Annotated in this window: 23 protein-coding genes; 19 read left to right on the top strand and 4 right to left on the bottom strand. The window is 34.7% G+C overall.

What is annotated here, in order from left to right; genetic code table 11:
• Positions 1–316 precede the first annotated feature (316 nt).
• From GNP81_RS17685 to GNP81_RS17675, 3 genes are all read left to right on the top strand, one after another.
• The gene (locus GNP81_RS17685) at positions 317–1,777 is read left to right on the top strand and encodes an MBL fold metallo-hydrolase RNA specificity domain-containing protein (protein ID WP_155673693.1); all 1,461 of its coding nucleotides are present in this window, start codon (positions 317–319) and stop codon (positions 1,775–1,777) included.
• Between the two features lie 45 nt (positions 1,778–1,822).
• On the top strand, positions 1,823–2,164 hold the full coding sequence (locus GNP81_RS17680; RefSeq protein ID WP_063669618.1) for a four helix bundle protein: 342 nt from the start codon (positions 1,823–1,825) through the stop codon (positions 2,162–2,164).
• Positions 2,165–2,379: 215 nt separating this feature from the next.
• Positions 2,380–3,024, top strand: a complete 645-nt coding sequence (locus GNP81_RS17675) for a TetR/AcrR family transcriptional regulator (protein WP_005417082.1) — start codon at positions 2,380–2,382, stop codon at positions 3,022–3,024.
• A gap of 214 nt (positions 3,025–3,238) precedes the next feature.
• On the opposite strand, the gene GNP81_RS17670 is transcribed toward GNP81_RS17675, so the two are convergent.
• The 4 genes from GNP81_RS17670 to GNP81_RS17655 form a co-directional block, all read right to left on the bottom strand.
• The gene (locus tag GNP81_RS17670; RefSeq protein WP_155673692.1) at positions 3,239–5,497 is read right to left on the bottom strand and encodes a YjbH domain-containing protein; all 2,259 of its coding nucleotides are present in this window, start codon (positions 5,495–5,497) and stop codon (positions 3,239–3,241) included.
• A 3-nt stretch (positions 5,498–5,500) separates the two neighbouring features.
• Positions 5,501–6,262 (bottom strand): capsule biosynthesis GfcC D2 domain-containing protein, encoded by a 762-nt coding sequence (locus GNP81_RS17665; protein ID WP_155673691.1) that lies wholly within the window; start codon positions 6,260–6,262, stop codon positions 5,501–5,503.
• A gap of 40 nt (positions 6,263–6,302) precedes the next feature.
• Positions 6,303–6,977: a YjbF family lipoprotein gene (locus GNP81_RS17660; RefSeq protein ID WP_336495381.1), complete on the bottom strand. Its 675-nt coding sequence runs from the start codon at positions 6,975–6,977 to the stop codon at positions 6,303–6,305.
• Between the two features lie 123 nt (positions 6,978–7,100).
• Positions 7,101–7,349, bottom strand: coding sequence for a hypothetical protein (locus GNP81_RS17655; protein WP_063669844.1), 249 nt, complete (start codon positions 7,347–7,349; stop codon positions 7,101–7,103).
• Between the two features lie 479 nt (positions 7,350–7,828).
• Here GNP81_RS17655 and GNP81_RS17650 point away from each other — a divergent pair, with 479 nt between their 5' ends.
• From GNP81_RS17650 to wecA, 16 genes are all read left to right on the top strand, one after another.
• Positions 7,829–8,974, top strand: a complete 1,146-nt coding sequence (locus GNP81_RS17650; protein ID WP_473246813.1) for a polysaccharide export protein — start codon at positions 7,829–7,831, stop codon at positions 8,972–8,974.
• Between the two features lie 144 nt (positions 8,975–9,118).
• Complete coding sequence (locus GNP81_RS17645) at positions 9,119–9,469, top strand: four helix bundle protein (RefSeq protein WP_155673690.1); 351 nt, start codon at positions 9,119–9,121, stop codon at positions 9,467–9,469.
• Between the two features lie 353 nt (positions 9,470–9,822).
• Complete coding sequence (locus GNP81_RS17640; protein WP_155673689.1) at positions 9,823–10,263, top strand: arsenate reductase/protein-tyrosine-phosphatase family protein; 441 nt, start codon at positions 9,823–9,825, stop codon at positions 10,261–10,263.
• A gap of 272 nt (positions 10,264–10,535) precedes the next feature.
• Complete coding sequence (locus tag GNP81_RS17635) at positions 10,536–12,698, top strand: polysaccharide biosynthesis tyrosine autokinase (protein WP_155673688.1); 2,163 nt, start codon at positions 10,536–10,538, stop codon at positions 12,696–12,698.
• A gap of 27 nt (positions 12,699–12,725) precedes the next feature.
• Positions 12,726–14,132 carry a lipopolysaccharide biosynthesis protein gene (locus tag GNP81_RS17630; protein WP_155673687.1) on the top strand — a complete coding sequence of 469 codons (1,407 nt, stop codon included), beginning with the start codon at positions 12,726–12,728 and terminating at the stop codon, positions 14,130–14,132.
• Complete coding sequence (locus GNP81_RS17625; RefSeq protein WP_155673686.1) at positions 14,125–15,033, top strand: glycosyltransferase; 909 nt, start codon at positions 14,125–14,127, stop codon at positions 15,031–15,033. Before GNP81_RS17630 ends, GNP81_RS17625 begins: the two co-directional genes overlap by 8 nt.
• The gene (locus tag GNP81_RS17620; protein ID WP_155673685.1) at positions 15,023–16,183 is read left to right on the top strand and encodes an EpsG family protein; all 1,161 of its coding nucleotides are present in this window, start codon (positions 15,023–15,025) and stop codon (positions 16,181–16,183) included. The genes GNP81_RS17625 and GNP81_RS17620 overlap by 11 nt, the downstream gene beginning before the upstream one ends.
• A 1-nt stretch (position 16,184) precedes the next feature.
• The gene (locus GNP81_RS17615) at positions 16,185–17,240 is read left to right on the top strand and encodes a glycosyltransferase (protein ID WP_155673684.1); all 1,056 of its coding nucleotides are present in this window, start codon (positions 16,185–16,187) and stop codon (positions 17,238–17,240) included.
• Positions 17,230–17,775, top strand: a complete 546-nt coding sequence (locus tag GNP81_RS17610) for an acyltransferase (protein ID WP_065596677.1) — start codon at positions 17,230–17,232, stop codon at positions 17,773–17,775. The genes GNP81_RS17615 and GNP81_RS17610 overlap by 11 nt, the downstream gene beginning before the upstream one ends.
• Positions 17,776–17,831: 56 nt before the next feature.
• Complete coding sequence (locus GNP81_RS17605; RefSeq protein WP_196587347.1) at positions 17,832–18,920, top strand: glycosyltransferase family 4 protein; 1,089 nt, start codon at positions 17,832–17,834, stop codon at positions 18,918–18,920.
• A 24-nt stretch (positions 18,921–18,944) separates the two neighbouring features.
• Positions 18,945–20,036, top strand: a complete 1,092-nt coding sequence (locus GNP81_RS17600) for a CapA family protein (RefSeq protein WP_065596675.1) — start codon at positions 18,945–18,947, stop codon at positions 20,034–20,036.
• A 78-nt stretch (positions 20,037–20,114) separates the two neighbouring features.
• Positions 20,115–20,999, top strand: coding sequence for an ATP-grasp fold amidoligase family protein (locus GNP81_RS17595; protein WP_155673682.1), 885 nt, complete (start codon positions 20,115–20,117; stop codon positions 20,997–20,999).
• A gap of 2 nt (positions 21,000–21,001) precedes the next feature.
• Entirely contained in the window at positions 21,002–22,009 is a 1,008-nt protein-coding gene (locus tag GNP81_RS17590) for an NAD-dependent epimerase (RefSeq protein ID WP_155673681.1), read from the top strand.
• Positions 22,010–22,011: 2 nt separating this feature from the next.
• Positions 22,012–23,127, top strand: a complete 1,116-nt coding sequence (locus tag GNP81_RS17585) for a glycosyltransferase family 4 protein (RefSeq protein WP_155673680.1) — start codon at positions 22,012–22,014, stop codon at positions 23,125–23,127.
• A gap of 36 nt (positions 23,128–23,163) precedes the next feature.
• On the top strand, positions 23,164–24,330 hold the full coding sequence (locus tag GNP81_RS17580; RefSeq protein WP_155673679.1) for a nucleotide sugar dehydrogenase: 1,167 nt from the start codon (positions 23,164–23,166) through the stop codon (positions 24,328–24,330).
• A 242-nt stretch (positions 24,331–24,572) separates the two neighbouring features.
• Complete coding sequence (gene wecA, locus GNP81_RS17575) at positions 24,573–25,664, top strand: UDP-N-acetylglucosamine--undecaprenyl-phosphate N-acetylglucosaminephosphotransferase (protein ID WP_005417117.1); 1,092 nt, start codon at positions 24,573–24,575, stop codon at positions 25,662–25,664.
• The last annotated feature ends 108 nt before the right edge of the window (positions 25,665–25,772 follow it).

Below are 25,772 nucleotides of genomic sequence, written 5' to 3'. Positions count from 1 at the left end.
TGATAAATTATTGGGATTAGTGATGTTAATAGAAGGGGAGGTTAGGAGGGGTTGTGAATGAATAACTTTGAATATACTCGCAATAGCTTTACCTCTTTAATTGAATTTTTTCTTTTTCTTCTACTGGTTATGGGATATTTAGAAATAAAGGTTACAACCCCCTCTAACTCCCCCTTGTATTGATTTTATTACTCTCATACATACAGTGGTAAAAGGGGGAGAACAGTCTTTGACGCTGTAATAACAACGATCACCCCTGAATCCTGCAAGGGAGCCTGCGACCGATCTGAACCCTGAATTCTAAAAAGGAGCTCTCATGCCTACACCCTTAAAAAAATCAACCCAAACCACCAACCTCGAAATAAACCTCAAACACCATGGTGGAAAATTCGGCGTCACAGGCTCTTGCCATGAGCTCAGTATTAAGCACAACGGCAACAATCACGGTATCTTAATAGATTGCGGTTTGTTTCAGGGGAGAGACGCCAAAGATAAAAATGGAAACGAGAGAAAGCTCGATATTGAATTTCCCATCGCACATCTAAAAGCGCTCATTCTTACTCATACACATATCGATCACATTGGGCGACTGCCTTGGTTATTAGCAAAAGGTTTCAAGCAACCCATTTACTGTACACCAGCAACAGCAGAGCTCGTACCGCTCATGTTAGATGATGGATTAAAACTGCAACTAGGCCTAAACAAAGGCCAAAGAGAAAGAGTATTAGCATTAATAAAAAAACAGATAAAACCCATCCCATACAACCAATGGCACCGAATTAAGCTCACCTCTACAGCTAAATCTTCTAGCTCTCGCTCTTCCCGCTCTTCCTCGCTCCTCGAAGCGAAGCGTTCTTGTCCCTCGTCCCTTTACCTCCGTTTCCAACCCGCAGGCCATATCCTCGGTTCTGCTTATGTCGAAATTAAACTTCCCAACAATGAAATTATCGTATTTTCAGGTGATTTAGGGGCATCAAAAACGCCACTATTGCCTGACCCAATCCCACCGAAAAGAGCCGATCTATTAGTCATCGAGAGCACTTACGGCAATAAAATTCATGACAGCGTAGAAACCAGAGCCACTCGTTTACAACAAATCATCGAGCGTTCATTAGAAGATGGTGGAGCCATTATTATTCCTGCATTTTCAGTGGGCAGAACCCAAGAGTTACTGTTTGATATAGAGCATCTAATTCATCATAAAAAAATAGACTCAAAAATCCCCATTATTCTTGATTCACCATTAGCCAATAAAGTCACCAAACAATATCGACGCTTTAAAAAATTATGGAGTAAAGAAGCCACAACCAAGTTAAACAACCATCGTCATCCACTTAACTTTGAGCAATGCATCGTTATCGAAAGTCACAAAGAGCACATGAAAATAGTCAATCGACTCAAAAGCACCGCAGAGCCATGCATTATTGTCGCCGCAAGTGGCATGTGTGCCGGGGGGCGAGTCATGAATTACCTTGAAGCATTATTACCAGATAAACGAACCGATATTATTCTTGCAGGTTATCAAGCTCATGGAACGTTAGGACGAGATCTTCAAAACCAAGAACATCAAGTATGGATAGATAACCAACCAATTGATGTTAATGCGCAAATCCACACCATGTCTGGATATTCAGCCCACGCCGATCAATCTGATTTAATTAAGTTTGTCGAGGGGATAGAAGAGGGAAGAAAAGAGATAGTAGTGGTGCATGGGGAGGATGATGTGCGTAGGGAGTTTGAGAGGGTTTTAGCGACTAGAAACTATACGCTGCGCTAGCTAGATGGAATAGAGTTCAGATTGCTTCGCTTACAGGAGATAAGGATGAAATGTGAAAGTTTAGCTGTTTGGAAAAGAGCTTGTCGTTTATCGTGTAGTATTTATGAGTTAACTTCAGATATTAAAGATTATGGCTTTAGAGACCAGATTACTCGGTCAGGATTATCGATACCTTCCAATATAGCAGAGGGAGAAGAACGTGAAAGCGGTAAAGAAAAAGCTCGATTTTTAAATTATTCTCAAGGCTCTGCGGCAGAATTGATTACTCAGATTTTTATCGGTATTGAAATTGGCTATATTAGAAAAGAGGAAGGCTTGTTACTTATTCAGGAGGCAAGAGAGATCCTCGCAATTATATCCAAACTAGTAAAACTGAAAAGCAAATAAAATAAATGTTGTATGCTGCACTACTTTGGTTTTTGATCTTCCTGAAACCTGAAACCTGAAACCTGAAACCTGAAACCTGAAACCTGAAACCTGAAACCTGAAACCTCTGAATTCTTAAGAGTCTCTAGCTAGCGCTGCGTATAGTTTCTAGTCTCATATGTTTTTTTCAGTTACAATTTTAAATCATTTGAATTTATTTGGCGCGGGAAAGAGCAATGAAAACAAAAGATAGAATCATTCACGGTGCCTTAACCCTTTTTAATGAAAACGGTGAGCGCAGCGTAACAACCAACCATATTGCAGCGCATCTTGAGATAAGCCCGGGCAACCTGTATTACCACTTCCGTAATAAAGAAGAGATCATCAGCGGAATCTTTGATAACTACGCAAAAGAGCTGAAAACTCGATTCCAACCAATGGCAGAAGATCAACAATCAAACATGCCAAGCGTTCAGGTTATGCTGAGTTACTTAGATTCAATCTTTGAATTGATGTGGAACTACCGTTTTTTCTACGCCAACCTACCTGATATTTTAAGCCGTGATGATGCATTAAAGCTGAAATACACCAAAGCTCAGCAAGCGTTAAATGAAAACTTAATCGCGATAATGCACAGCTTTCGTGATTCAGGATTAATCGACCTTGAAGATGATGAACTGCAAGCATTAACGAAAACTCTGCACCTAGTTGCATCATGTTGGATAAATTATCAAACCGCTTTACTGTCAGATAATGAAATTACCGAAGCGGTAATCTATCAAGGCATGTTACAGATGCTGAATGTTGTAAGACCAATGGCAACAGAGCAGGGCAGAAAGCAGATATTAGAGTTAGAAGAGCATTATAAGGGCAGGTTATAGGGTCAAATGTGATGCTCTGGGCTCCTCCTCTTTATTGATATAAGGGGAGATTGGGAGGGGGTGGTTATACATAGCTAGAAACTATACGCAGTGCTAACTAGACCGCTTCGCTCCTATAAAAGAAAGAACAAAAGCGGAGTATTATGATCGTTCTTGTTCTTATAGAAGCGCAGCGTTCTAGTCTCTAGTTAGCGAAGCGTATAGTTTCTAGTTCTTATCTAACTTTTGATTCCCTCGAAAACCACGGTGAACGCTCGTCCGTCAACTCATACAACTCATGCTGCTTATTCAACATTTGACCGCCGTCGCGAGTTAGAGGTTGCCAGTTAAAGTTTGCACGGTTCTTACTTGGTTTCACCGTCATGATGTCGAAAGGAATCGAGATATAGAATCCTTTGGTGTAGCTGCCTTCACCAAACTCTTCAGCAGATAAATCCGTCAAGCTTGCGTAAGCACCAGCAATCACACCTGAATCGAATTGTTTCGAGAAATCAATGCGAGTTCCTTTATCGCCAGCTAAGAACTGACCAACACCCACTTTAAGTAAGGTGTTCTTCAAGAAAGACCATTGAGGCGCATAATAAGCGGTCGCAAACCCAGTCACTCCGCTAGAAACTACGGTATAGTCACGTCCATAATCACCGCCTTCTTGATGATCTTGTTCGTAGAACCCAAACCAATCACCAGGTGTACGTTGTTTAATATACGTCGCATCAACACCAAATGCCCAATTCGAGTTTAATGGGCGGTACATCACTTCTGAACCAATACCACCAAACATACTTTCTAGATAGCCAGCGTACATTTGGCTATAAAAACCAGCGCCATATTCTTCAAACCAGGTTAATTGCAGATTATTCATACGAACTGGGTTTTCATGAACATAAGCACGGAACATAGTACGAACACGAGGAACCGACGTACCATCAGGAGGCGTGATGTAATTAAACTTATCGTAGTTATCAAACAGATTAAAATACAAACTGCCCGAAGCCTGAACCTTGTCAGTTAACCACACCGAACCTGCGGTATTAATACCAACCGCATAAAGATAAAAGCTTTCAGCACTACCAATAGATTGAGATAAAGTAGGAGAAACAGAGTAATCCCAGCGCTCTAAATTATCACTTTTAAGCGAATGTTCTGATGGTGAATAAGTCACTTCATCAGTTTGGCTTGCATCAGCTACCTTGGCATCAAAATATTCATTATTAGCCACCTTTTTATATTGAGCCGCATCAATCAGCGTTTCAGAAACAGGCATAGACTGATTGGTTTCAATAATTCGGTACGTAGAAATTGTCTCAGGTACATGATTTGCAAAAATACGTGAAGCACGATCGTGCGCCTCATCGCTATCACGATATTTCGTTTGGGTCGCAACAAGAGTGACAGAATCATCGTCGGCATAAATTCGGTTATCTTCATAACCGGCGTTGCCATTCAGTTGTTGGTTCACTCGTTGCCAATCCACTTCATCAATTGATTGATTGCTTGATTCGTCATAAGCCGTAATAGGTTCATCACGCCAAATCGCTTTCATATCATTAAAATTAGTAGTTAGGTTCACACCAAGGGTTAAGGTATCACCACGTTGGTAACTGACTTTAATATCGCCCCAGTCCCCTAGGCCATACAGCACACCAAAGTTCCAAGGGGTGTGTTGTGTCATATCCACTTTGCCACGAGTTACAGGGAAGTCTTGGCTATAATCGTTACTGTCGTATTCCACTTTTAAACGCAGTGGCTGATAAGGCGTTTGGTACTCAATACCACCATAAATGGCTGCTGGGCCTTTAAACCAACGTTCAAAATCAACACTGCCGCCTTTGCCTTTGTAATCGCTTTGGCGAGAGCAGAATTTATCAGAGGCTTTGCAAAAAGGGTTGGTAATATTGCCACTTTGTCCTAAGTAGCCCCAACCCATACCAAGGGTAACATCAAGATTACCAAAGCGTTTGGTTGCCGCCACAAATTCGCCATCAAACAGCCCAGTACCACCAAAATCACGAACCCCAACAGAGGTTTCCGGCAACCATTTACTCTCTTCAAGTAGACGAATTTTAAAATCGATGCCTTTATCCGTGTATTTGGTTCGGCCACTAAAACTTTCATCACCGCTATAAAGTAAATCTTGAACCAAGGTATAGCGGATAGTGGTTTCTAACCACGGCATGACTTGCAAAGAAACGTTGTAGTGGTGGTATTCATTATTAATGCTTGCACCAATATTAAATTCCCCTTCAGGAGCCATACGACCAGAAGGCATTTGCATTAGGCCAACACCACCAAAATCCGTTTGAGATGGGGTTAAAACTACTGGGTCAAAAACTGTATTACTGACTTTATTTACAGCCGACTGATCTTCAATAGATTGGTTTGCAACAGAATGATCTGCAGCAAAGGTTGAATAAGGCAAAGCAGAAGCAATAACCCCCGCAATAAGAGATAAAGAAAACTTAGGAGTCATCATAAATTACAGCGCCTTATTACGAAGCAGTTGAACAATAGAGGTGTTTAGAGATGAAAAATCACTTGGTAATCCGCCAAGAGGGATATACACCGATGCCCCCGGAGCTAAATAAGCGGGTTTGTTTTGCCATACTGAAAACTCAGTGGTTTGAACCACACCATCAGGCTGAATGACATAAACCGTAGAGGTATCAGCAGTAGAGGAAAGAGAGAGTGAATCTAAATAGTCATTAATGCTTGCGTGCTCAATAAAAGGAATTGAAATGCTAGTTTCAGAATCAATCGCACCAAAAAAAGAAACAGAGGTAGGGCGAGGGTGCACAAAAAGCTGATAATCAGCATTAAGTATAGGATTCAGTTTTTCATTAATTCGGATTAAATCGAGATCAAGTGGCGAAAAAATACGACCCACAAAAGTGTGATGCTCTAACTGTGAAATGATCTGCGTCGCAGAACGCTTAAATTCATTGTTTGCAGAAAAAAGTGATGTCTCTCGAGAAAGTGAAGATAGCTGCTCAATTGAGTTATTTCGAAGATTATCGATATCTTTTTGTAACTGTTTATCACTTAATACTGCCCAAAGAGAATAAAAATTCACTTGAGCATTTGTATCTAAAATGACTTGTTCAAGTCTTACTGGTTGCGAGTAATTCAGCACCAAATTTTGATTAGGTAGCGTGACCGATACTGCTTGTGTCGAGCTCGCATAAGTGACTGTTGATGTAGACAAAAGCAAAGAAAAAACGAATGAAGAAAGAAAATGCATGACGGTTCCTTTAAATACTAATTAATTGGATTTAACGAGCTTACAAAGCAAAAGGCTTCAGTATCGTCATTTCAATATCACCAATATCAGGACCTAAATATTGGTGGGTTTTTACCACATTAAATTGCTCATCTAACCAGTATTGGTTTGTAAAAGAATAATCAAGAGAAGGGATAGATATTACCTCAACAACTTCTGTTACATCTTTGTTCCAAACTGTTGTTTCTATAGTGGATTTTCCTCTTAATACCGGGGTGATATTTGCTTGATAGTTAAATAAATAATGATCATTTAACATCCAATCATAGTGTGCAGACCAAGTGGTTTGATTTTTTGAAATAGACGCTAGAGAAGGCAAAGAGGAAGAAGAAATGGGAGTGATATTGGATAGGTTCGCTTCAGCCAACCCCAATGTTTTAACAATGCGTCCTCCCTCAGTCACTATCATCGCTTTATCTGAAGAAAGCCATTTCAATTGCATCGCCCCGGTCTCAGGGTTCTTCTCTGCAAAAGCCAACACCATAAACAGGTTAGCGCCACCATTAATGCGAGCAAAGCTGCTGGCATAAGGCAATTCGATAATCTGCTGCTTTGATAAAACCACATCATCGGCACCAAAAAACGCTTCATCTAACGTTGCGTTTACGTCATTAAATTTTTGAGTACAGGCAGAAAGCAGAAAGAGAGAAGAAAAAACAACAAGGGATTTAAACACAATAAACTCTTTATTTATAAATAGTTAGGTTTGTTTAGAGGGTGAGGTGTAAGTAAAAAGGGACGAAAGTGAGAGCCTAGAATCTAGTTCCTCATCCCTCGTCCCTTGTATCTGAAACTAAAATTACTTAGTAGTTACAGACGTTGTTGTTGCGTCTGAGCCTGAATCAGCAACAGCTACAACAGCAACAGCTGCAGCAACACCTACAGCGATAGCCGTAGTTGAAGCAGCACCAGCTGCAGCTGCAGAAGCACCAGCAGTACCAGCAGCAGAGCCAGAAGTTGAAGCAGCAGCAGTTGTTGTTGCTTCAGCAGCAGCAAATGCAGATCCAGCCGTCATCGCTAACATAAGAGCAATAGCAGTCTTTTTCATAAGTTACCTTACAATTTTTACATATATTGGTGAATATTTACTCACTTATTGAGCAAACATCGTGCACGGTATCATATGAAGTTCTATATGGTAAACATAAAAATCATTCTATAGATGATTAATGAATGATCATAAATTTAATAAATCTCACAAATGAAGCATCTTTTGTTGCTATTGATAGAATTATCTATTGCATTTTTTTGTAGCGTATGGTTATCGAGTGTGTATAATGCCGCCACAATAAATGAATATTAATTCAATAAAGAAATTAGTGAACAGATTGGTGTTTTTGTTGTGGGTTTAATGACTCATTCATCAGTGTTTTGCTTCTCTATTAATATCATTATCAATAACTGGTTAATCGTTCAATTTTGATGGTTTTCCATTAACAAATAATATTGCGCAGAGTGGGAACGTGCTTAACAACCTCTGGGCGGTAGCATGCCTGAATTTTGTCATCTTAAGTTGAAATTATGTTTATGAGTAAAACACATCGTTCTTTGGCTTCTGCTCTACTTTTGGTTATGTTGAGTGGTTGTACTGTTTTCCCTGGTTCGCACATCTCGACATCAGATAAAAACAAAGTGGAAGAAGAACAGAGTGAAGACAATCAAAATACTTACTCTTCAGACATTAATGTGTATGAGCTAACACCACAAAAAGTAGCGGATTACCAAGTTAAGCAAGCATCAGCTCAAGCAAATTTAGAACTTGAAGAGCAAGTGGCAAGTTACGAATACCGTGTTGGTCCTGGTGATATTTTAAACGTCACCATTTGGGATCACCCTGAGTTAACCATTCCTGCTGGTTCATACCGTAGTTCAAGTGAATCGGGTAACTGGGTTCATGCCGATGGCACCATCTTTTATCCTTACATCGGTACGGTAGAAGTGGAAGGCAAAACCGTTCGTGAAATCAGAACGGAAATTGCTCAAAAATTAAGAAAGTTTATTGAAAGCCCACAAGTGGACGTTAACGTAGCGGCGTTTCGTTCTAAAAAAGCTTACGTAACCGGTGAAGTAGATAAACCAGGTCAACAAGCCATTACTAATATTCCATTAACGTTACTGGATGCGGTTAACCGCTCGGGTGGATTAGGCGAAGATGCGGATTGGCGAAATGTAACGTTAACTCGCAACGGCAAAGAAGAAACCTTATCTCTTTATGCACTAATGCAGCGTGGTGATTTAACTCAAAACCGTTTATTGCAATCTGGCGATATTATTCATGTTCCTCGTAACGACACTCAAAAAGTATTTGTCATGGGTGAAGTGAAAGACCCGAAACTACTTAAGATGGACCGTTCAGGCATGAGCCTAACCGAAGCGCTAAGTAGTGTTGGTGGCATTAATGAATTATCAGCCGATGCCACAGGGGTTTTTGTTATTCGCTCATCAAGCCCAGATAAAAAACAAGAAAGCATGGCGGATATTTATCAGTTAAATATTAAAGATGCTTCTGCACTTATCATTGGTACTGAGTTTGATTTAAAACCTTACGATATCGTTTATGTTACTGCTGCGCCAATTACTCGTTGGAACCGTTTGATCATGCAACTTATGCCAACCATTTCAGGCTTTAATGAGTTGACGGAAGGGGCGTTACGAGTGAAGAACTGGCCTTAAGTAGTTAAAGGGACTAGGAAGAGCAGGGACTAGGGGCTAGTAAAAGCAAAATAGATTTAAATAATTAAGGCTTAAAAAACAGACCTTAATTAACAATAAAATAATAAGAAACAAAAAAAGCACAATAATCACGGATGATTAGATATGCGATTTAAAGAACTGGATGTATGGAAGAGAAGTTTTAAAGTATCGATTTATATTTGTAAATCAATGAGATCTTGTAAAGATCTTGGCTTTAAAGACCAAATCTGTCGCTCATCAGTTTCTGTACCATCGAATATCGCAGAAGGATCAGAAAGAGGCTCAAATAAAGATAATATTCGCTTTCTATTCTATGCAAAAGGCTCGTGCGCAGAGTTACTAACTCAAGTTTTACTCGCAACAGAAATTGGCTATTTAAAAAAAGATGAAGTCAGTAATCTGATTATTGAATTAGAAGAAATCAATAAAATGATTGCAGGCTACATTAGATACTTACAGAGAACTAGGGGCTAGTAAACGCTAGCTTAAAGGGACGAGTATAAGCATTTTAAGCTCTTACCCGTCCCTTAAATCTAGTCCCTCGACTCTAATCAAAACGGATAGATTGGCTACTATCACGTAAATTGCACTTCAGCACTTACTCGCCTCTAAAGTCTATCCTTTAAGATTAATATTTAAACAAGACGGATAGATTGACTCTCCATAGCGCAAATTGCTTCTACGCTTTTGCTCTGTCTAGTCCTTAAAATCTAGTCCCTCATTTCTAATTTCAAAATTCAAATCAAGACGGATAGGTTTAAACCAGATGTAAGACATTTTAAGCTCTTACTCGTCCCTAATACCTAGTCCCTCGAAACTATCAATCCATGTTCAATAAAATTTTAGTTGTCTGTGTCGGTAATATTTGCCGTTCTCCAACAGGCGAGCATATCTTAAAACAACTTCTTCCTAACAAAACTGTGGATTCTGCTGGTGTTGCGGTTGAAAAAAGTCGCTTAACCGGTAAAGCGGCGGATGCCATGGCTACCGAAGTGGCGGCAGAACATGGCATTAGCCTTGAGTCACACCAAGCACGACAACTAAATAGTGACGTTTGCCGAGAATATGACTTAATTCTTGTGATGGAATCTGGCCATAAAGAAGCCGTGACCAATTTAGCGCCAGAAGCACGAAGTAAAACCATGTTATTTGGTCAATGGATAGGCCAACAAGATATTCCAGATCCATACCGCCAAAGCCGTGAAGCCTTTGACCATGCCTATGGATTAATAGAAAAAGCAGCTCAAGAGTGGGCGAAAAAGTTATAGATGTGGTTTTGAGGAACTAGGAACGAGAATTTAGGAGCGAGTAGTGCTTTATTACTCTTACTCGTCCCTTGACTCTAGTCCCTTGACTCTAGTCCCTTGCTCTTACTACTCTTTTACTAGCTCCTAGTCCCTAAGCACTAGTCCCTAGCTCTTATAAATCTTTTACTGCTCTTACTCGTCCCTTAAACCTAGTCCCTTGCTCTTACTAATCTTTTACTAGCTTCTAGTCCCTAAAAACTAGTCCCTAACTAAAGCAACATATTGGAACGTCCATGTCACAAGCAATCAACTCTACCCGTGATACCTCTACCTCTGATGAAATCGATTTAGCAAAACTGTTTGGTCAGCTAATTGATGGTCGTTGGCTTATTCTTTCTATTACCACTTTATTTGCCATTGCGGGTATTGCGTTCGCACTTTTATCGACACCAATTTATAAAGCCGATGCCCTTGTTCAAGTTGAGCAAAAAAGCAATGGGGGTATGTCAGCCCTTGTGGGGGATATGGGGGAAATGTTCGCCTCTGAATCATCATCAACCACTGAAATTGAGATCATCAAATCACGTATGATCTTAGGTGATACTGTTGATGCCTTGAACCTAACGACCATCGCCTCTCCACAATACATGCCTATTATTGGCAAAGGGGCATCTCGTTTAATGGGTGAAGAGAAAGCGATTAAAGTAAGTCGCTTTGATATTCCAAGATACGTAGATAAGCCTAACTTTACTCTAGTTTTAGATAACGCCGAACAAGGCACTTATACCTTATTTGATGGACAAGAGCGAAAAATCTTAACAGGTAAAGTGGGTGTACTTGCAGATAAAAATGATTACCGCGTATTTGTTATGCAATTAGAAGGTAACACGGGCGATGTATTTGATGTGTCTAAAATCTCTCGTTTTGATGCAATTTTAGCACTGCAACAATCTTTATCTATTAGTGAAAAAGGTAAGCAATCCGGCGTATTACAGTTTTCTCTAGAAGGTGAAAATAAAGCACAAATAGAAGCGATTATTAACGACGTAAGTCAAAATTACTTCTTACAAAACATTGCTCGCAACAGCGCAGAAGCAGAGCAGAGCCTTGAGTTTTTGCAAGCTCAACTTCCTGCCATTAAAGATAAACTGACCGTCTCTGAAAATGTGTTAAACGATTTTAGATTAGAGCGTAAATCCGTTGATTTAAGCTTAGAAGCACGTTCAGCATTGGATGTATTAGTAAAACTAGAAGCGCAATTAAATGAACTGACTTTTAAAGAGAGTGAAATTAGCCAACGCTTTACTAAAGATCACCCAGCTTACAAATCATTAATTGATAAACGTAAAGTACTCTTGGCTGAGAAAGATCGTTTAAATGGGCAAGTACAAAAACTGCCAAAAACTCAACGTGAAGTACTGCGCATGCAGCGTGATGTAGAGCTAAACCAAGAGATCTACATTCAGCTACTGAACAAAACTCAAGAATTAAACATAGTGAAAGCTGGTACCGTAGGTAATGTGCGTATTTTAGATACCGCACAGGCTTACACGCGTGCTGTAAAACCGAAAAAACCGTTAATTGTGGTATTAGCAACTTTATTAGGTGGCATGCTAAGTGTGGCAATCGTGCTACTTAAAGCTGCATTCCACCGTGGGGTAGAAAACCCAGATGAGATTGAAGCGTTAGGGATTCCTGTTTATGCCAGCATTCCAAAATCAAACTGGCAAGAAAAGCTGGATATCCGCTACAACAAGAAGAAAGTGAAACATTTAGAGACGTTATTAGCAGAATCAAACCCTGCCGATTTGTCCATTGAAGCACTGCGTGGCCTACGTACTAGTATGCACTTTGCCATGATGGAAGCCAAAAACAACGTAGTGATGATAACCGGTCCTGCACCAAATATTGGTAAATCGTTTGTTGCTGTGAACTTTGCGGCGGTTATTGCTAAAACAGGTCAAAAAGTATTGGTAGTGGATGCTGACATGCGCAAAGGCTATATGCAGCGTTACTTTGGCATGAAGTGGGATAACGGCTTATCAGACTACTTATCAGGCAAATTAAGTTTAGAACAATCCATTCAAAAATCAGAAGTACCAAACTTAGATGTACTAACCCGAGGGCAAGTACCACCAAATCCATCTGAACTATTAATGACGAAACGCTTTAGTGACTTTATTGATTGGGCATCAGCAAATTACGATTTAGTGTTGATTGATACACCACCAGTACTGGCGGTAACTGACCCAAGCATTGTAGGGGCATTAGCTGGCACAACATTAATGGTTGGGCGTTTTGACCAAACATCAGTTAAAGAAATTGATGTGGCAAGACACAGATTTGAGCAAGCAGGGATAGAAGTGAAAGGCTTTATCTTGAATGCGGTAGAGAAGAAAGCAAGCAGTACGTATGGTTATGGCTACTATAACTACAGTTATGATAGTGACAAATAAGATATATAAAATATATGCGAGCAGAAATTGAGTAAGATAAATAAAGGTTTTAAGTGGAGTGCTATTGAAAGGATTTGTACACAAGTAGCTCAATTTGTAATCATGCTTATATTAGCTCGATTATTAGGTCCGCATGCTTATGGCTTAATTGGAATGATTACTGTTGTGATTGCAGTATCACAAACCTTAGTGGATTCTGGTTTTTCATTAGCATTAATAAGAAAAAAAGAAATTAAAGATGAATGTTTTGATACAGCATTTATTGTTAATTTATGTATGTCATTATTTATTTACACATGCATTTTTTTTCTTTCGGATTATGTGTCACTTTATTTCAATGAACCAGAATTAACAAATATATTAAAGGTTATGGGGTTAGTTATAATTATTAACTCTTTAACTTTAATACATAAAACAAAGCTGACAATAGAACTTAACTTTAAAACACAATCAAAAATAACTATATTATCAGTATTGTTATCAGGTTTTTTTAGTATATTACTCGCAAATATAAATCCAAGTGTATGGGTTTTGGTTTTTTATACTATTTGTAATTCGGTAATATCTTGTTTTTTATATTATAAGTATGTTAGATGGATCCCGAATTTTATCTTTTCTAAAAAAGAATACGTGTCACTAATATCATTTAGTTATAAATTAGTTATTGCATCAGTGTTAAATGTGGTTTTTGATAATATATATAATTTTATTATAGGAAGGTATTATTCTACAATAGAATTAGGTTTTTTTTCTCAGGCAAAAACTTTATCAGTAGTACCAACAAATACATTTTCTTCTATTGTTCAGCGAGTAACATATAGACATTTTTCTGAAATAAAAGATAATAAAGAAAACTTAAAAAATTTTTTTATTAGTGTAATAAAAAACACATCACTTGTATTTTTACCTCTAATGATATTGCTTTCTGCTTATAGTTCATTGGTAATAGAAATAACACTAGGTTCAGAGTGGGAAAGAACTAGTGATATATTAAAAGTACTTGCTCTGGCTTATTCATTATATCCATTACATGCAATAAATCTTAATATATTAAATGTGTTTGGTAGGTCAGATCTTTTTTTAAAGTTAGAAATAGTAAAGAAAATTTTAATGATTTTAATCCTTTTCTTCACTATAAATCATGGTATCTTGGGGATAACAATAGGGATGCTTGTTTTTTCATTTATATCTACATATATAAATGCAATATATACTTATCAATATATTAATCTAACAATGATAGAGCAAGCTTTAATTGTATGCCCAATATATGTGGTTATTTTATTTTCTGCTTATACACCAGTCATATTTTTATCTCGCGATATTGGTATGGAAGCTTCATTAATATTATCAATATTATCAATATTATCAATATATACAATCTTCTTTAGGGAGAATATTTTAAATATGTTTCACGGAATAAAAAATGAATAAAGATAATATAGTTAGTGTGCTATTACCAACATACAATGCATCTTCAACGATTAAAGCTACAATCGATTCGATTATTAATCAAACACATAGTAATTTTGAATTAATAATTATTGATGATGGTTCAACTGATAATACAAGAAAAATTGTTTCTGATATTAATGATGATAGAATTACATACATATATAAAGTTAATGGTGGTATTAGTTCTGCTTTAAATCTAGGTATAGAAAATTGTAGTTCTGAATATATTGCGAGAATTGATTCTGATGATATAGCCTATAGTACTAGATTAGAAAAACAATATAAGTATTTGAAAGAAAATAAAGATACTTTACTCGTGGGTAGTGCTGTTGATTATATTGATGGAAATGGAAAAGTTATTGGGAGAACATTTCCGATTATATTTGATTTTTTATCTGATTTGATTTTCAAAAAAAGAAATATATATGCCCATCCTTCCGTAATGTTTAAAAAGAATGCTGTAATAAAGTGTGGTGGGTATGATGAAAACTTATCTGGTTTAATGGAAGATTATTATCTATGGGCTAAATTAAGGAATCTAGGTAAATGCAGGAATATGTATGAAGCATTGACCCAATATAGAATATCAGAAAACCAAATAACTTCATGTAAACCATCATTAAAATATAAAGAATTAGAGAGAATAATAATAAACAATTTAAAATACGAAATGTTAGATATAGTTAACCTTAGAAAAGAAAGAGAAAGAATAAAAAATGAATCAAATGGTTTTTCAAAAACTAGGATAAATGGTATAGGGTTAAATAATTTTTATTTGATTTATAAATACTTGTCATTTTTTAATAAAAAAAATAGTAGTAAAATAACCACTCTATTAAAAAATATGCAAGTATATATATGGTACTTATATGGTAAATAATGCATTTTTTAGCATAGCAGTTTTTTTAATAAATCCATTCCTTGGATTTGTTAGTGCTTTATTTGATGTTAGAAAAAATCCATATTTATATAAAGTAATAGCATCTTTATTTTTTGCTTTATTGTCTTATAGTTTTGTCCCATATTCAACTATGGATCTTGCTACATATTATAATAATATTGATTTTTATAGTCAGTTAACATACAAGCAATTAATAAATGAATCCACAAATGTTTTGATTAGAGTGTATGTTAAATTCATTAATTCTATGGGTTTGAATAAAGAGTTTATTCCTTTCTTTATTACATTGATTTCGTATTTATTTTACTTTAGCGCATATGAAAATTTTATTAAGAATAAAGATGTAAGACTTGTATTTATTTTAAACTTATTGCTATTGTTTACTATTTCATTTTTAGCTTCAGCAAATGGGTTGAGAAATGGATTTTCTACATCATTAATTATTTATGCTATTTCATTGTTATACTTAGGGCGTAAATATAAGTTTATTTTATTATCTACAATCGCTATGTTTGTGCATAGTTACGCAATATTAATATTTTTAATCGTGATAATCTCATTTTATTTTCAGAATAAAAATTTAAAGCTATTTAAATTAATTTTGCTTTCTAGCATTGCTTTTTCCTTTTTTTCAGCTTCATTTATTAATGAGTTATCACTAATAGTTTCTGGAATTAATCCTATCGTAGATAATTTGGTTAAAATATATATTAATGGTTCTCAATGGGGAGGTGCAGCAGAGTTAAGTCAAAAATCAAAAACTGTACAGTTGATTCAATTGCTACCTTTCTATTGCAGTGTGTTTTTTTTACTAAGAGCAAGAAACATTAACGTATTATATATAATATCAATTTTTACTTGCGCTTTAACTTTAATTACAAATGATTTTTGGGTAATAAGTGAAAGATATGCATATGCTTCAACTTTAATATCTCTACTGTATTTTTTATCTATAAATAGTAATAAAAAAGTATATTTTTCACTATTATTATTTCAATTAGTGGCTTTATTATGGTCATTGTTCCGTTATAGATATTCTTATTTTTACAGTCTTGATTTTTATATATATCCAAGTTTGATTAATATGTATTTTTCAACAGGGCAGGAATATATTAAGGTGTTGAATTAAAATGATTAAAATTTTACAGGTAGTAGGTACTTTGGATGTTGGAGGTATTGAAAAATGGGTCGCAAATTTCATTAATTATTGTAATAAGAAAGTTGATAATGAACTAGATCTATATATTCTTTCTTTAGATAAAGATAAAAAGGCAATTTTAGAACAAATAAATATTAGAAGAGATAAAGTCTACTTTGTTAAATCAAATAATTCAACATCTCGATTATTTTCTTTATATAAAACAATAAAAGAAATAAACCCTGATTTCATTCATTTACATCCTGGATACTCTACAGGAATTTACTCTTGCTTTATCAAGTTAACCTCAAAATCCAAAGTGATGATCCATTCCCATTCAGATAGAAGGATAGTTGAAAAGGGCTGTGGATATAAACGAAAAATTTATATATATATTACAAAATATCTTATCAGTAAATTTTCTGACTATAGGCTTGCTGTGTCAGAAAAAGCTGGTCAATCATTATTTATCAATGGATTTACTATAAAAAATTGTGGTGTCCCTAGTTTGGATTTTAATCCTGATTATATTAACCCTAAGTTAGAAGGGCTTAAAGAAAAAAAGAAAATATTTCACATAGGAAGGTATTCAGAGGCAAAAAATTATCCATTTCTTATTGAATTATGCTTGAAATTTAAAAATCATCCTGATTATCAATTTATTTTCATTGGAGCAAATTTAGATAAATATAAACTTGAATTAATGAAAGAGGGAGTGACCAATGCAGTTTTTCTTGGTTTTCAAAAAAATCCTGAACAAATAGTGAGAAAATATGCTTCTCTTTTTATTATGCCTTCATTATGGGAAGGACTCCCTCTTAGTGCTGTTGAAGCTCAAAAATCAGGTGTATTCTGTTTGCTTTCAGATAATATTACTAAAGAATGTAACATTGGTGGGGCAAAGTATATTCCTTTAAATGTATCTTTATGGGAAGAAAATATAAGAAAACTTTCTAATAAAAATAAAATTGATTTTTCTTGTCGAGATGATTTTACTTTATTTAATGATTATTTTTTTTACGTAAGGTTACTTTCTAATGATAGTTAAGATGCTTTTTTTATTTAGAACTTTAAAGAAAATATTAAAATGTTATTTTTATAAAATAATATATTTCAATTCTTTTAATATACCAATTTATAAGTCGTACTTATCTTTAAAGTTAACGATAATAAATGGCAATGTTAAATTTGGTGTTAATGTAAAAAATAAGAATGAGTTAAAGGTTTCTGTTAATGGTGGATCTTTAGAAGTAGGAGATAATGTTTTTTTTAATAATGATGTATCTATAAATTGTAGGGCAAATATTCGAATAGGTAATAATTGCTTATTTGGTGAAAATATTTGTATATATGACCATGATCATTGTTATAAAAATAGAAGCAAAAAATTAATACGTGGACAAGGTTTTCAATTGTCTGATGTTTGTATTGGTAATAATGTATGGATTGGCTCTAATTCGGTTATTTTATCGGGTGTAGTGATCGGTGATAACGTTGTAATTGCTGCTGGTTCAATTGTAAAGAAGAATATTAATTCTAATTCTTTATTTATACAAAAAAGAAAATCTGAGATTATTTACTAATGAAAATTTGTTTTATTGATAGCTACTCTTTCGGTCTAAATGGAGCTCCTAAGAGTATGATCTCGTTAGCTGATGGTATATCGAAAAATAAGCTTGTAAATGTAACTGTTGCTAGTTCCATTCGTGATGGGGTTTTAAATAAATCTGAAGAATTAGGATTGAAAACAGTTGAACTAGGCGTTCCTCCATTCTTACTTCAATCACGAAAAAATATTAGAACCATTAAATTAAAGTTATATTATATACTTTCTTTAATATATTACTGGTTTATCCAAATTTTTTCAGTAAATCTCAGACCATATGATGTTCTATGTATTAATGATGTCAGGGCTTTTTTGTTTTTTATGCCTCAACTAATTTGGAATAGAAAAAAAATTGTTTGGTATATAAGAATAAACGATAAAGTTAAATATGTTGACTCACTAGCATTATATTTATCTAGAAAAATAGTTTTAATTTCCAATGATTGTTTAGATGTTTTTTCTGAAAAAAATAGAAATAAATATGCTAACAAATTTACTGTTGTACATACGGGTTTTAAATTTAATGATATTGACCGTAATATTTTAACAAAAATAAAAGATGATATAGGAAATAATGAGATTTACATATCAATAGGGACTATTTGTGAAAGGAAAAATCAACTAGATATAGTCAAAGTCTTTGATAAACTTAATATAAAAAACACTAAGTTACTTTTAATTGGTGATTGTACAATAGAGAATCATTCTTATAAGGACGAACTATTAAACCTAATATCAAAGTGCTCTAACCCAAACAATATTTTAGTTTTACCTTATACTGATTATGTTCATGAATATTTATCATTAGCAGATGTGTTTTTATTTGCAAGTAGAAAAGAAGGACTTCCAAGAGTTGTAATTGAAGCTATAAATGCTGGTTGTTTTGTTTGTTCTTCAAATGTTGATGGTATAAGTGATATTGTTGTTGATGAACGCTTAGGATTATATACAAAGTCAAAATCTAATGATCTTTTATTTGAAAATGAATTTTACGAAATATTATCTAACGTTGATAGGAATGAAATAATTAAAAATAAAAAATTCAGAACTACTTTTGTTAATGATCATTTTTCTTATGAATCCTTTATATCAAATTTTTATGAAGTTATAAAAAAAATCTAACTTGTTCCCATAGAGGATAATATAATGAAAATTGCATTTTTAGGTGATATTGCTTTATTTGGTAAGTTCTCATCTAAATCAGAAAGGTACAATGTAAATTACTTCAATGAAATATTACCATATCTAAAGAACTGTGACTATGTTGTTGGTAATTTAGAGACGCCTTTTATTCAAAAAGGCATAAAGTCAGGTTCGAAATCAGCATATATATCATCAGAACCATCTAATGTTAGTATTTTGAATTCACTAGGTATTAATATTGTGAATATATCTAATAATCATATTTTTGATTTTGGTTCAGAAGAGCTTGAGTCAACAATTAGAATATTAGAGAAAAATGAAATTGATTGGTTTGGCTGTAATAATAAGAATTTTTTTATAAATGGCGCTGAAAAAATAGCTTTTCATGGCTATTGTTCATTTAATACAAACCCTTTAGGTATCGATATAAAGGGGAATGAAACGCACTCATTGAATTATTTAGATTATAAATCAACAATCGAAAATATCAGAAAGATAAATGATATGGGATATTTTAATGTTTTAAGTGTTCATTCTGGTATTGAAAATGTTAATTTACCTAGTCGAGATGATATGTTTTTTGCTCGTAAAATTGCTAGTGAATATCCATTATTTTATTTTGGGCATCATCCTCATGTTCTTCAAGGATATGAAGAAGTAAATAATAGTTTAATTGCTTATAGCCTGGGGAATTTTTGTTTTGATGATATTTATGATGGAAGAACTAAATATCCACTAGTAAAACAAACAGAAAATAATAAAGAATCAGCTGTTTTTATTCTCGATATTGTTGATGCTAGAATAGCAAACTATGATATTGTTGAGTTTTATCTTGATGAAGAAAAATTATGTATTAGAGAAAATGGGAAGCTATCATCGTATTGCGATTTTCTCAAATTAGATAAAAAAGATTATGAAAATGAAAGAATAAGACAGATTAATCAAGTAAACAAAAAAAGAAACTCGAAAAGAGATTTTATGTGGTTACTAAACAGATTAAATTTTTCCACTATTTATAGAAGGTATGATGTTTATAAGAACAAAAAGTTATACATGAAATACTTTTCTAATATGCTTGGTGATAGTGATCTTTAGATATTAATATAAACATACTTCATGCGTGTAAATTTAATATTAAACCATCTGTTAATTTATATATTGTAGATAATACTAATGAAAAATACAGTTAAATATTTTATTCGAGATTTTCTAAGGTTTATTTTTCGTCCGTTTGGTTATTCATGGTTAAGGTTTATTATAACCCATAAATATATTCCAAATCTAAATAAACCTCTTAGTTTTTCCGAAAAAATAATATATCGGAAGTTTAATGTAGAACCAAGCTTATTTTCCAAGTTAGTCGATAAGTACGCGGTTCGTGATTATGTAAAAAAGAAGATAGGTGAACAGTATTTGATACCTTTGTTATTAGTTAAAGACCATATTTCTAGTGAAGATTTTCATAACCTTCCATCTGAGTTTGTAATAAAAACAAGTAATGGTGGCGGTGGTGAAAATGTTAAACTAATAAAAAGTAAAGAAAATACTGATTTAATTTCTTTATCTAATCAGTTTAATCAATATTTAAAAATAAATGTTGGAAAAGCCGTCGATGAGCATTTTTATGACATTGAAACTCCTCAAGTTATTATTGAGAAATTAATGCGACATAAAGATGGAAGTTTCCCCTCAGATTACAAATTACACATATTTAATCAGTCTGATGATAGTAAGGTGATCATTCAAGTTGATGAAGACCGTTTTGGTAACCATAAACGATCTCTTTTCGATCTTAACAAGAATAAATTAGAATTTGATATACAGCCAAAATATGATTCGGTTAGATCAGATTATAATTGGCCTGATAGCTTTGATGAAATGATTGAAGTTGCAAAAAAACTTTCTGAGGACTTTAAATATGTGAGAGTTGATTTATATAACATTGATGGACGTATTTATTTTGGAGAGTTGACATTTTGTCACGGAAGCGGTTGGGAGCCATTAAGCTCTAAAGATGCTGATTTTTTACTTGGTAGTTATTGGGAGGAATTTAATTAATTATGAAATATTTAGTAACTGGCGCTGCGGGTTTCATCGGTGCAAAGGTAAGTGAAGAGCTATTAAAAAAAGGGCACGTTGTTGTCGGCCTTGATGTTATCAATGACTATTATGATGTATCTTTAAAGGAGTCTCGATTAGAAGCATTATTAGGACATCCTAACTTTTCTTTAAAAAAAATTGATTTAGCTAGTTCTTTGGATATTTCAGAATTATTTAAAGAAGAGCAATTTAATCGAGTTATTCACTTAGCTGCCCAAGCTGGTGTTCGTTATTCGATTGAAAATCCAATGGCTTATGCCGACAGTAACTTAGTTGGACATTTAAATATTCTTGAAGGCTGTCGTCATAATAAGGTTGAACATTTAATTTATGCTTCTTCAAGCTCTGTTTACGGATTAAATGCAAAAACACCGTTTGCAACCTCTGATTCAGTTGATCATCCTGTCTCTTTATATGCAGCTACAAAGAAATCAAATGAGCTAATGGCTCATAGTTATTCTCATTTATATAATATGCCGACAACAGGTCTACGTTTCTTTACTGTTTACGGTCCTTGGGGTCGTCCAGATATGGCTCCTTATATCTTCACTAAGAAAATATTAGATGGCGAAACTATCGATATCAATAATAACGGTGATATGTGGCGTGATTTTACATACATTGATGACATCGTTGAAGGTGTAATTCGTATTGCAGATGTAGTACCAAATCATACGCCTGATTGGACGGTAGAATCAGGTACTCCAGCATCAAGCTCAGCTCCTTATCAAATCTATAATATTGGCCATGGAAGTCCAATTAATTTGATGGATTTTGTTAAAGCTATTGAATCTGAATTAGGTATAGAAGCCAAGAAAAACTTCCGAGGTATGCAACCAGGTGATGTTTATCAAACGTATGCTGATACACAAGATTTATTTGAAGCTACAGGTTATAAGCCAAAGGTTGGCGTACAAGAAGGTGTTGCTAACTTAGTTCGTTGGTATAAAGAGTATTATAAAGTATAAATATGGCTAATATTCTTATTTCAGCTAATACGAGTTGGTATTTATACAATTTTCGGAAAAATACAATTAACGCTCTGATAAAAAGGGGGCATGCAGTTACAGCAATTGCTCCTAAAGATGACTACTCAGAAAAATTAGAGTCACTTGGGGCAGAATTTATACATATTGATATTGATCAAGGTGGAACAAACCCAATTAATGATTTAAAAACATTTATGGGGTTTAATAAAGTATTTTCTAAATCTAATTATGATGTGGTTTTAAATTTCACCCCTAAAAATAATATCTATAGTACTTTAGCTGCGAAAACAAATAATATTAAAGTTATAAATAATATTGCAGGCCTTGGAATCTTATTTATAAATGAAAGCCTAACGTCCAAAATAGCGAGAACGCTATATAAATATAGTCAGCGGTATGCTGATAAAATTTTCTTTCAAAATGAAGAAGATAAAGAATTATTTATACAGCACAAATTAGCTACAGTAGAAAAAACAGATCGTCTGCCTGGTTCTGGTGCTGATTTGACCCGTTTTTCTTTTTCTCCCTCTGAAGATGATGGTGTTATTCGTTTCTTACTTATAGCTCGTATGTTATATGACAAGGGGATTAGCCATTACATTGAAGCTGCAAGGCACTTAAAAGATAAACATGGCGATAAAGTCGAATTTAATTTATTAGGCTTTTTAGCTGTTAATAATCCATCGGCAGTTTCTGAAGATGAAATGCAATCTTGGGTTGATGAAGGGATCGTAAATTACCTAGGTGTTTCTGATTCTGTTGAGCAAGAGATTGCAAAAGTTGATTGTATGGTTTTACCTTCTTTTTATCGTGAAGGGGTACCGAAATCATTACTTGAAGCTGGTGCGATGGGAAAACCTATAGTAACAACCGATAATGTAGGTTGTCGTGAAACGGTTGATGATGGTAAGAATGGCTTCTTGTGCATGCCTCGAAGTACAGAAAGTTTGGTTGATAAGTTAGAACTTATTATAAATATGACTCATGCTGAACGTATTCATATGGGGAGATTGAGTCGAGATAAAATAGAAAAGGAATTCGATGAATCAATCGTATTGACAAAATACTTAAATGCTATTGATGAAGTTCTAAGATAAACATATTTATTAATATTACTAATTGGTTAGGTAAAAATGAAAATTGCAATTGCTGGCACAGGCTATGTTGGCTTGTCTAACGCTATGTTATTAGCACAACACAATGATGTTATTGCGGTTGATATTATTGAAGAAAAGGTAAACCTTTTAAACGATAAAATATCACCTATTGTTGATGCAGAGATTACCGGTTTTTTAAATAATAAAGAATTGTCATTCAGTGCAACTTTGGATAAAGAGTTAGCCTATAAAAATGCTGATTTTGTTATTATCGCAACACCGACAGATTACGATGTAGCAACTAACTACTTTAATACCTCGTCGGTAGAATCAGTAATTAAAGAGGTGATGGCTATTAACCCACAAGCGGTAATGGTGATTAAATCAACGGTTCCTGTTGGTTATACTGCTCGTATTAAAGAAGAGTTAGGTTGTGACAATCTAATTTTCTCTCCTGAGTTCTTACGTGAAGGTAAAGCGCTGTACGATAACTTATATCCATCCCGCATTATTGTTGGTGAGCGTTCTGAACGCGCACAAGCTTTTGCAAATTTGTTAGTTGAAGGTGCAGTCAAACAAGATATTGATGTGTTGTTTACTGATTCAACTGAGGCTGAGGCGGTTAAGTTATTCTCAAATACTTATTTAGCGCTGCGTGTATCTTATTTTAATGAACTTGATACTTACGCTGAATCACACGGCTTAAATGCTCGCCAAATTATTGAAGGGGTAGGTTTAGACCCTCGTATTGGTAGTCACTACAACAACCCATCATTTGGTTACGGTGGTTACTGTTTACCAAAAGACACAAAGCAATTACGAGCTAACTATGCAGAAGTGCCAAATAATATTATTGGTGCAATTGTAGAGGCAAATACTACTCGTAAAGATTTTATTGCAGATAGCATCTTAAAACGTAGCCCAAAACGTGTTGGCATCTATCGTTTGGTGATGAAATCAGGCTCTGATAACTTCCGCGCATCAAGCATTCAAGGTGTGATGAAGCGCTTAAAAGCGAAGGGCATTGAGGTTGTGGTTTATGAGCCTGTTTTACAAGAGAAAGAGTTCTTTCACTCTTTGGTGATAACAGATCTAAACGAATTTAAATCAACCTGTGATGTGATTGTGTCTAACCGTATGGATCAAGAATTATCAGATGTAGAGACAAAAGTATATACTCGCGATTTATTTGGTTCTGATTAATTATTCATTTTATTAATAATTAATATCGGATAACTATTGATAATTTGCTCTATTTTTGTACAATACCGCACGTTGTTTTTCATTGGCTAAAAAACAAACGTGGCTCGTGTTTTATTTGTATCGTTACATTGATAACTGAATAAAATGCGAGCAAATAGACCACGTAGCAACTGCGTGGTTTTATGCAATACCCATCTATATATAATTAAAAGATAACTACATTCCTAAAAGGAAGTTTATTCATGATAAACGCATATCTGTTTGTGTTTCTCGTCTCATTTATCAGTTTATTTATTATGCGCAAAGTGGCTAAGCGCATTGGCTTGGTAGATAAACCTAATGAGCGAAAACATCATAAAGGAGTCATTCCATTAATTGGTGGTATTTCTATATTCACTACATTATGTATTGGTTTGCTTCTTTTCCTCCCTGTTACTGAAACTTTGCTTATGTATTTAGCATGTGCTGCGGTATTAGTCGTGCTAGGGGCCTTTGATGATTACTTTGATGTGTCATTTAAAATTAGGTTAATTGTTCAAACTGGCATTTCTCTGGTTATCATTTTTGCCGGTGGACACAGCTTACATAATTTAGGCTTCTTAATGGGCAGCGAGACCATCATGTTGTCTTCTGCGGTAAGTGGTTTTATTACCATTTTAGGTGTAATAGGGGCAATTAATGCCTTTAATATGGTAGATGGTATTGATGGCTTATTAGGTGGGTTAGCATCGGTTACTTTTGCTGCGCTAGCTACCGTGTTCTATTACAGTGGTAATGATTATCTTGCTCATGTATGCGGGTTAATCGTTATTGCTATGGTGCCATACATTATGCTTAACCTTGGTTTTCCTTTGGGGCGTCGCTTTAAAGTTTTTATGGGTGATGCCGGCAGTATGTTTATTGGCTTTACAGTGGTTTGGATGCTTATTCGTGGTTCACAAGAGCCAGCCGTTATTGCATTTAAACCGGTAACCGCATTATGGTTAATTGCAATTCCTCTTATGGATATGGCAACCATTATGATCCGTCGTGTTCGTAAGGGCCAATCTCCATTTAAACCAGACCGAGAGCATTTACATCATATTTGCCAGCGTTTGGGTTTATCTTCTTATATGACGCTTTTCTTAATTTGTACTGTTGCTTTAATTTGCGCTTTCTTCGGCATTTGGGCTGATTTAAACGGCGTGAGTGAGTCGGTCATGTTCTTTAGTTTCTTAGCTCTATTTGGCGTGTACTTTATGACTATCAGTTATATCTGGCGTATCACAACGTTTGTGCATAAGCTGTTTGGTAAGCGTATGTCGGTACAGCTTCAAGCTGAGATAAGCAAATAATGGCGTTTTGCTAAATATATAGATAGTAAACACACAAAGCGGATATAACTTAAGGTTGTATCCGCTTTTTTTGTTTTTATAGTCTATAAGTACTAGGTACTAGGTACT

Origin of the sequence: Aliivibrio fischeri (assembly GCF_009727955.1) — a bacterium.
Classification (GTDB): Bacteria; Pseudomonadota; Gammaproteobacteria; order Enterobacterales; family Vibrionaceae; genus Aliivibrio; species Aliivibrio fischeri_A.
Note: the sequence above shows the minus strand (reverse complement) of the source record. Positions and strands in the feature narration are given on the sequence as shown.

Coding starts and splice junctions, on each gene's coding strand:
- GNP81_RS17685 (WP_155673693.1), top strand. CDS start 317: ATGCCTACACCCTTAAAAAAATCAACCCAAACCACCAACCTCGAAATA.
- GNP81_RS17680 (WP_063669618.1), top strand. CDS start 1,823: ATGAAATGTGAAAGTTTAGCTGTTTGGAAAAGAGCTTGTCGTTTATCG.
- GNP81_RS17675 (WP_005417082.1), top strand. CDS start 2,380: ATGAAAACAAAAGATAGAATCATTCACGGTGCCTTAACCCTTTTTAAT.
- GNP81_RS17670 (WP_155673692.1), bottom strand. CDS start 5,497: ATGATGACTCCTAAGTTTTCTTTATCTCTTATTGCGGGGGTTATTGCT.
- GNP81_RS17665 (WP_155673691.1), bottom strand. CDS start 6,262: ATGCATTTTCTTTCTTCATTCGTTTTTTCTTTGCTTTTGTCTACATCA.
- GNP81_RS17655 (WP_063669844.1), bottom strand. CDS start 7,349: ATGAAAAAGACTGCTATTGCTCTTATGTTAGCGATGACGGCTGGATCT.
- GNP81_RS17650 (WP_473246813.1), top strand. CDS start 7,829: ATGAGTAAAACACATCGTTCTTTGGCTTCTGCTCTACTTTTGGTTATG.
- GNP81_RS17645 (WP_155673690.1), top strand. CDS start 9,119: ATGCGATTTAAAGAACTGGATGTATGGAAGAGAAGTTTTAAAGTATCG.
- GNP81_RS17640 (WP_155673689.1), top strand. CDS start 9,823: ATGTTCAATAAAATTTTAGTTGTCTGTGTCGGTAATATTTGCCGTTCT.
- GNP81_RS17635 (WP_155673688.1), top strand. CDS start 10,536: ATGTCACAAGCAATCAACTCTACCCGTGATACCTCTACCTCTGATGAA.
- GNP81_RS17625 (WP_155673686.1), top strand. CDS start 14,125: ATGAATAAAGATAATATAGTTAGTGTGCTATTACCAACATACAATGCA.
- GNP81_RS17620 (WP_155673685.1), top strand. CDS start 15,023: ATGGTAAATAATGCATTTTTTAGCATAGCAGTTTTTTTAATAAATCCA.
- GNP81_RS17615 (WP_155673684.1), top strand. CDS start 16,185: ATGATTAAAATTTTACAGGTAGTAGGTACTTTGGATGTTGGAGGTATT.
- GNP81_RS17610 (WP_065596677.1), top strand. CDS start 17,230: ATGATAGTTAAGATGCTTTTTTTATTTAGAACTTTAAAGAAAATATTA.
- GNP81_RS17605 (WP_196587347.1), top strand. CDS start 17,832: ATGATCTCGTTAGCTGATGGTATATCGAAAAATAAGCTTGTAAATGTA.
- GNP81_RS17600 (WP_065596675.1), top strand. CDS start 18,945: ATGAAAATTGCATTTTTAGGTGATATTGCTTTATTTGGTAAGTTCTCA.
- GNP81_RS17595 (WP_155673682.1), top strand. CDS start 20,115: ATGAAAAATACAGTTAAATATTTTATTCGAGATTTTCTAAGGTTTATT.
- GNP81_RS17590 (WP_155673681.1), top strand. CDS start 21,002: ATGAAATATTTAGTAACTGGCGCTGCGGGTTTCATCGGTGCAAAGGTA.
- GNP81_RS17585 (WP_155673680.1), top strand. CDS start 22,012: ATGGCTAATATTCTTATTTCAGCTAATACGAGTTGGTATTTATACAAT.
- GNP81_RS17580 (WP_155673679.1), top strand. CDS start 23,164: ATGAAAATTGCAATTGCTGGCACAGGCTATGTTGGCTTGTCTAACGCT.
- wecA (WP_005417117.1), top strand. CDS start 24,573: ATGATAAACGCATATCTGTTTGTGTTTCTCGTCTCATTTATCAGTTTA.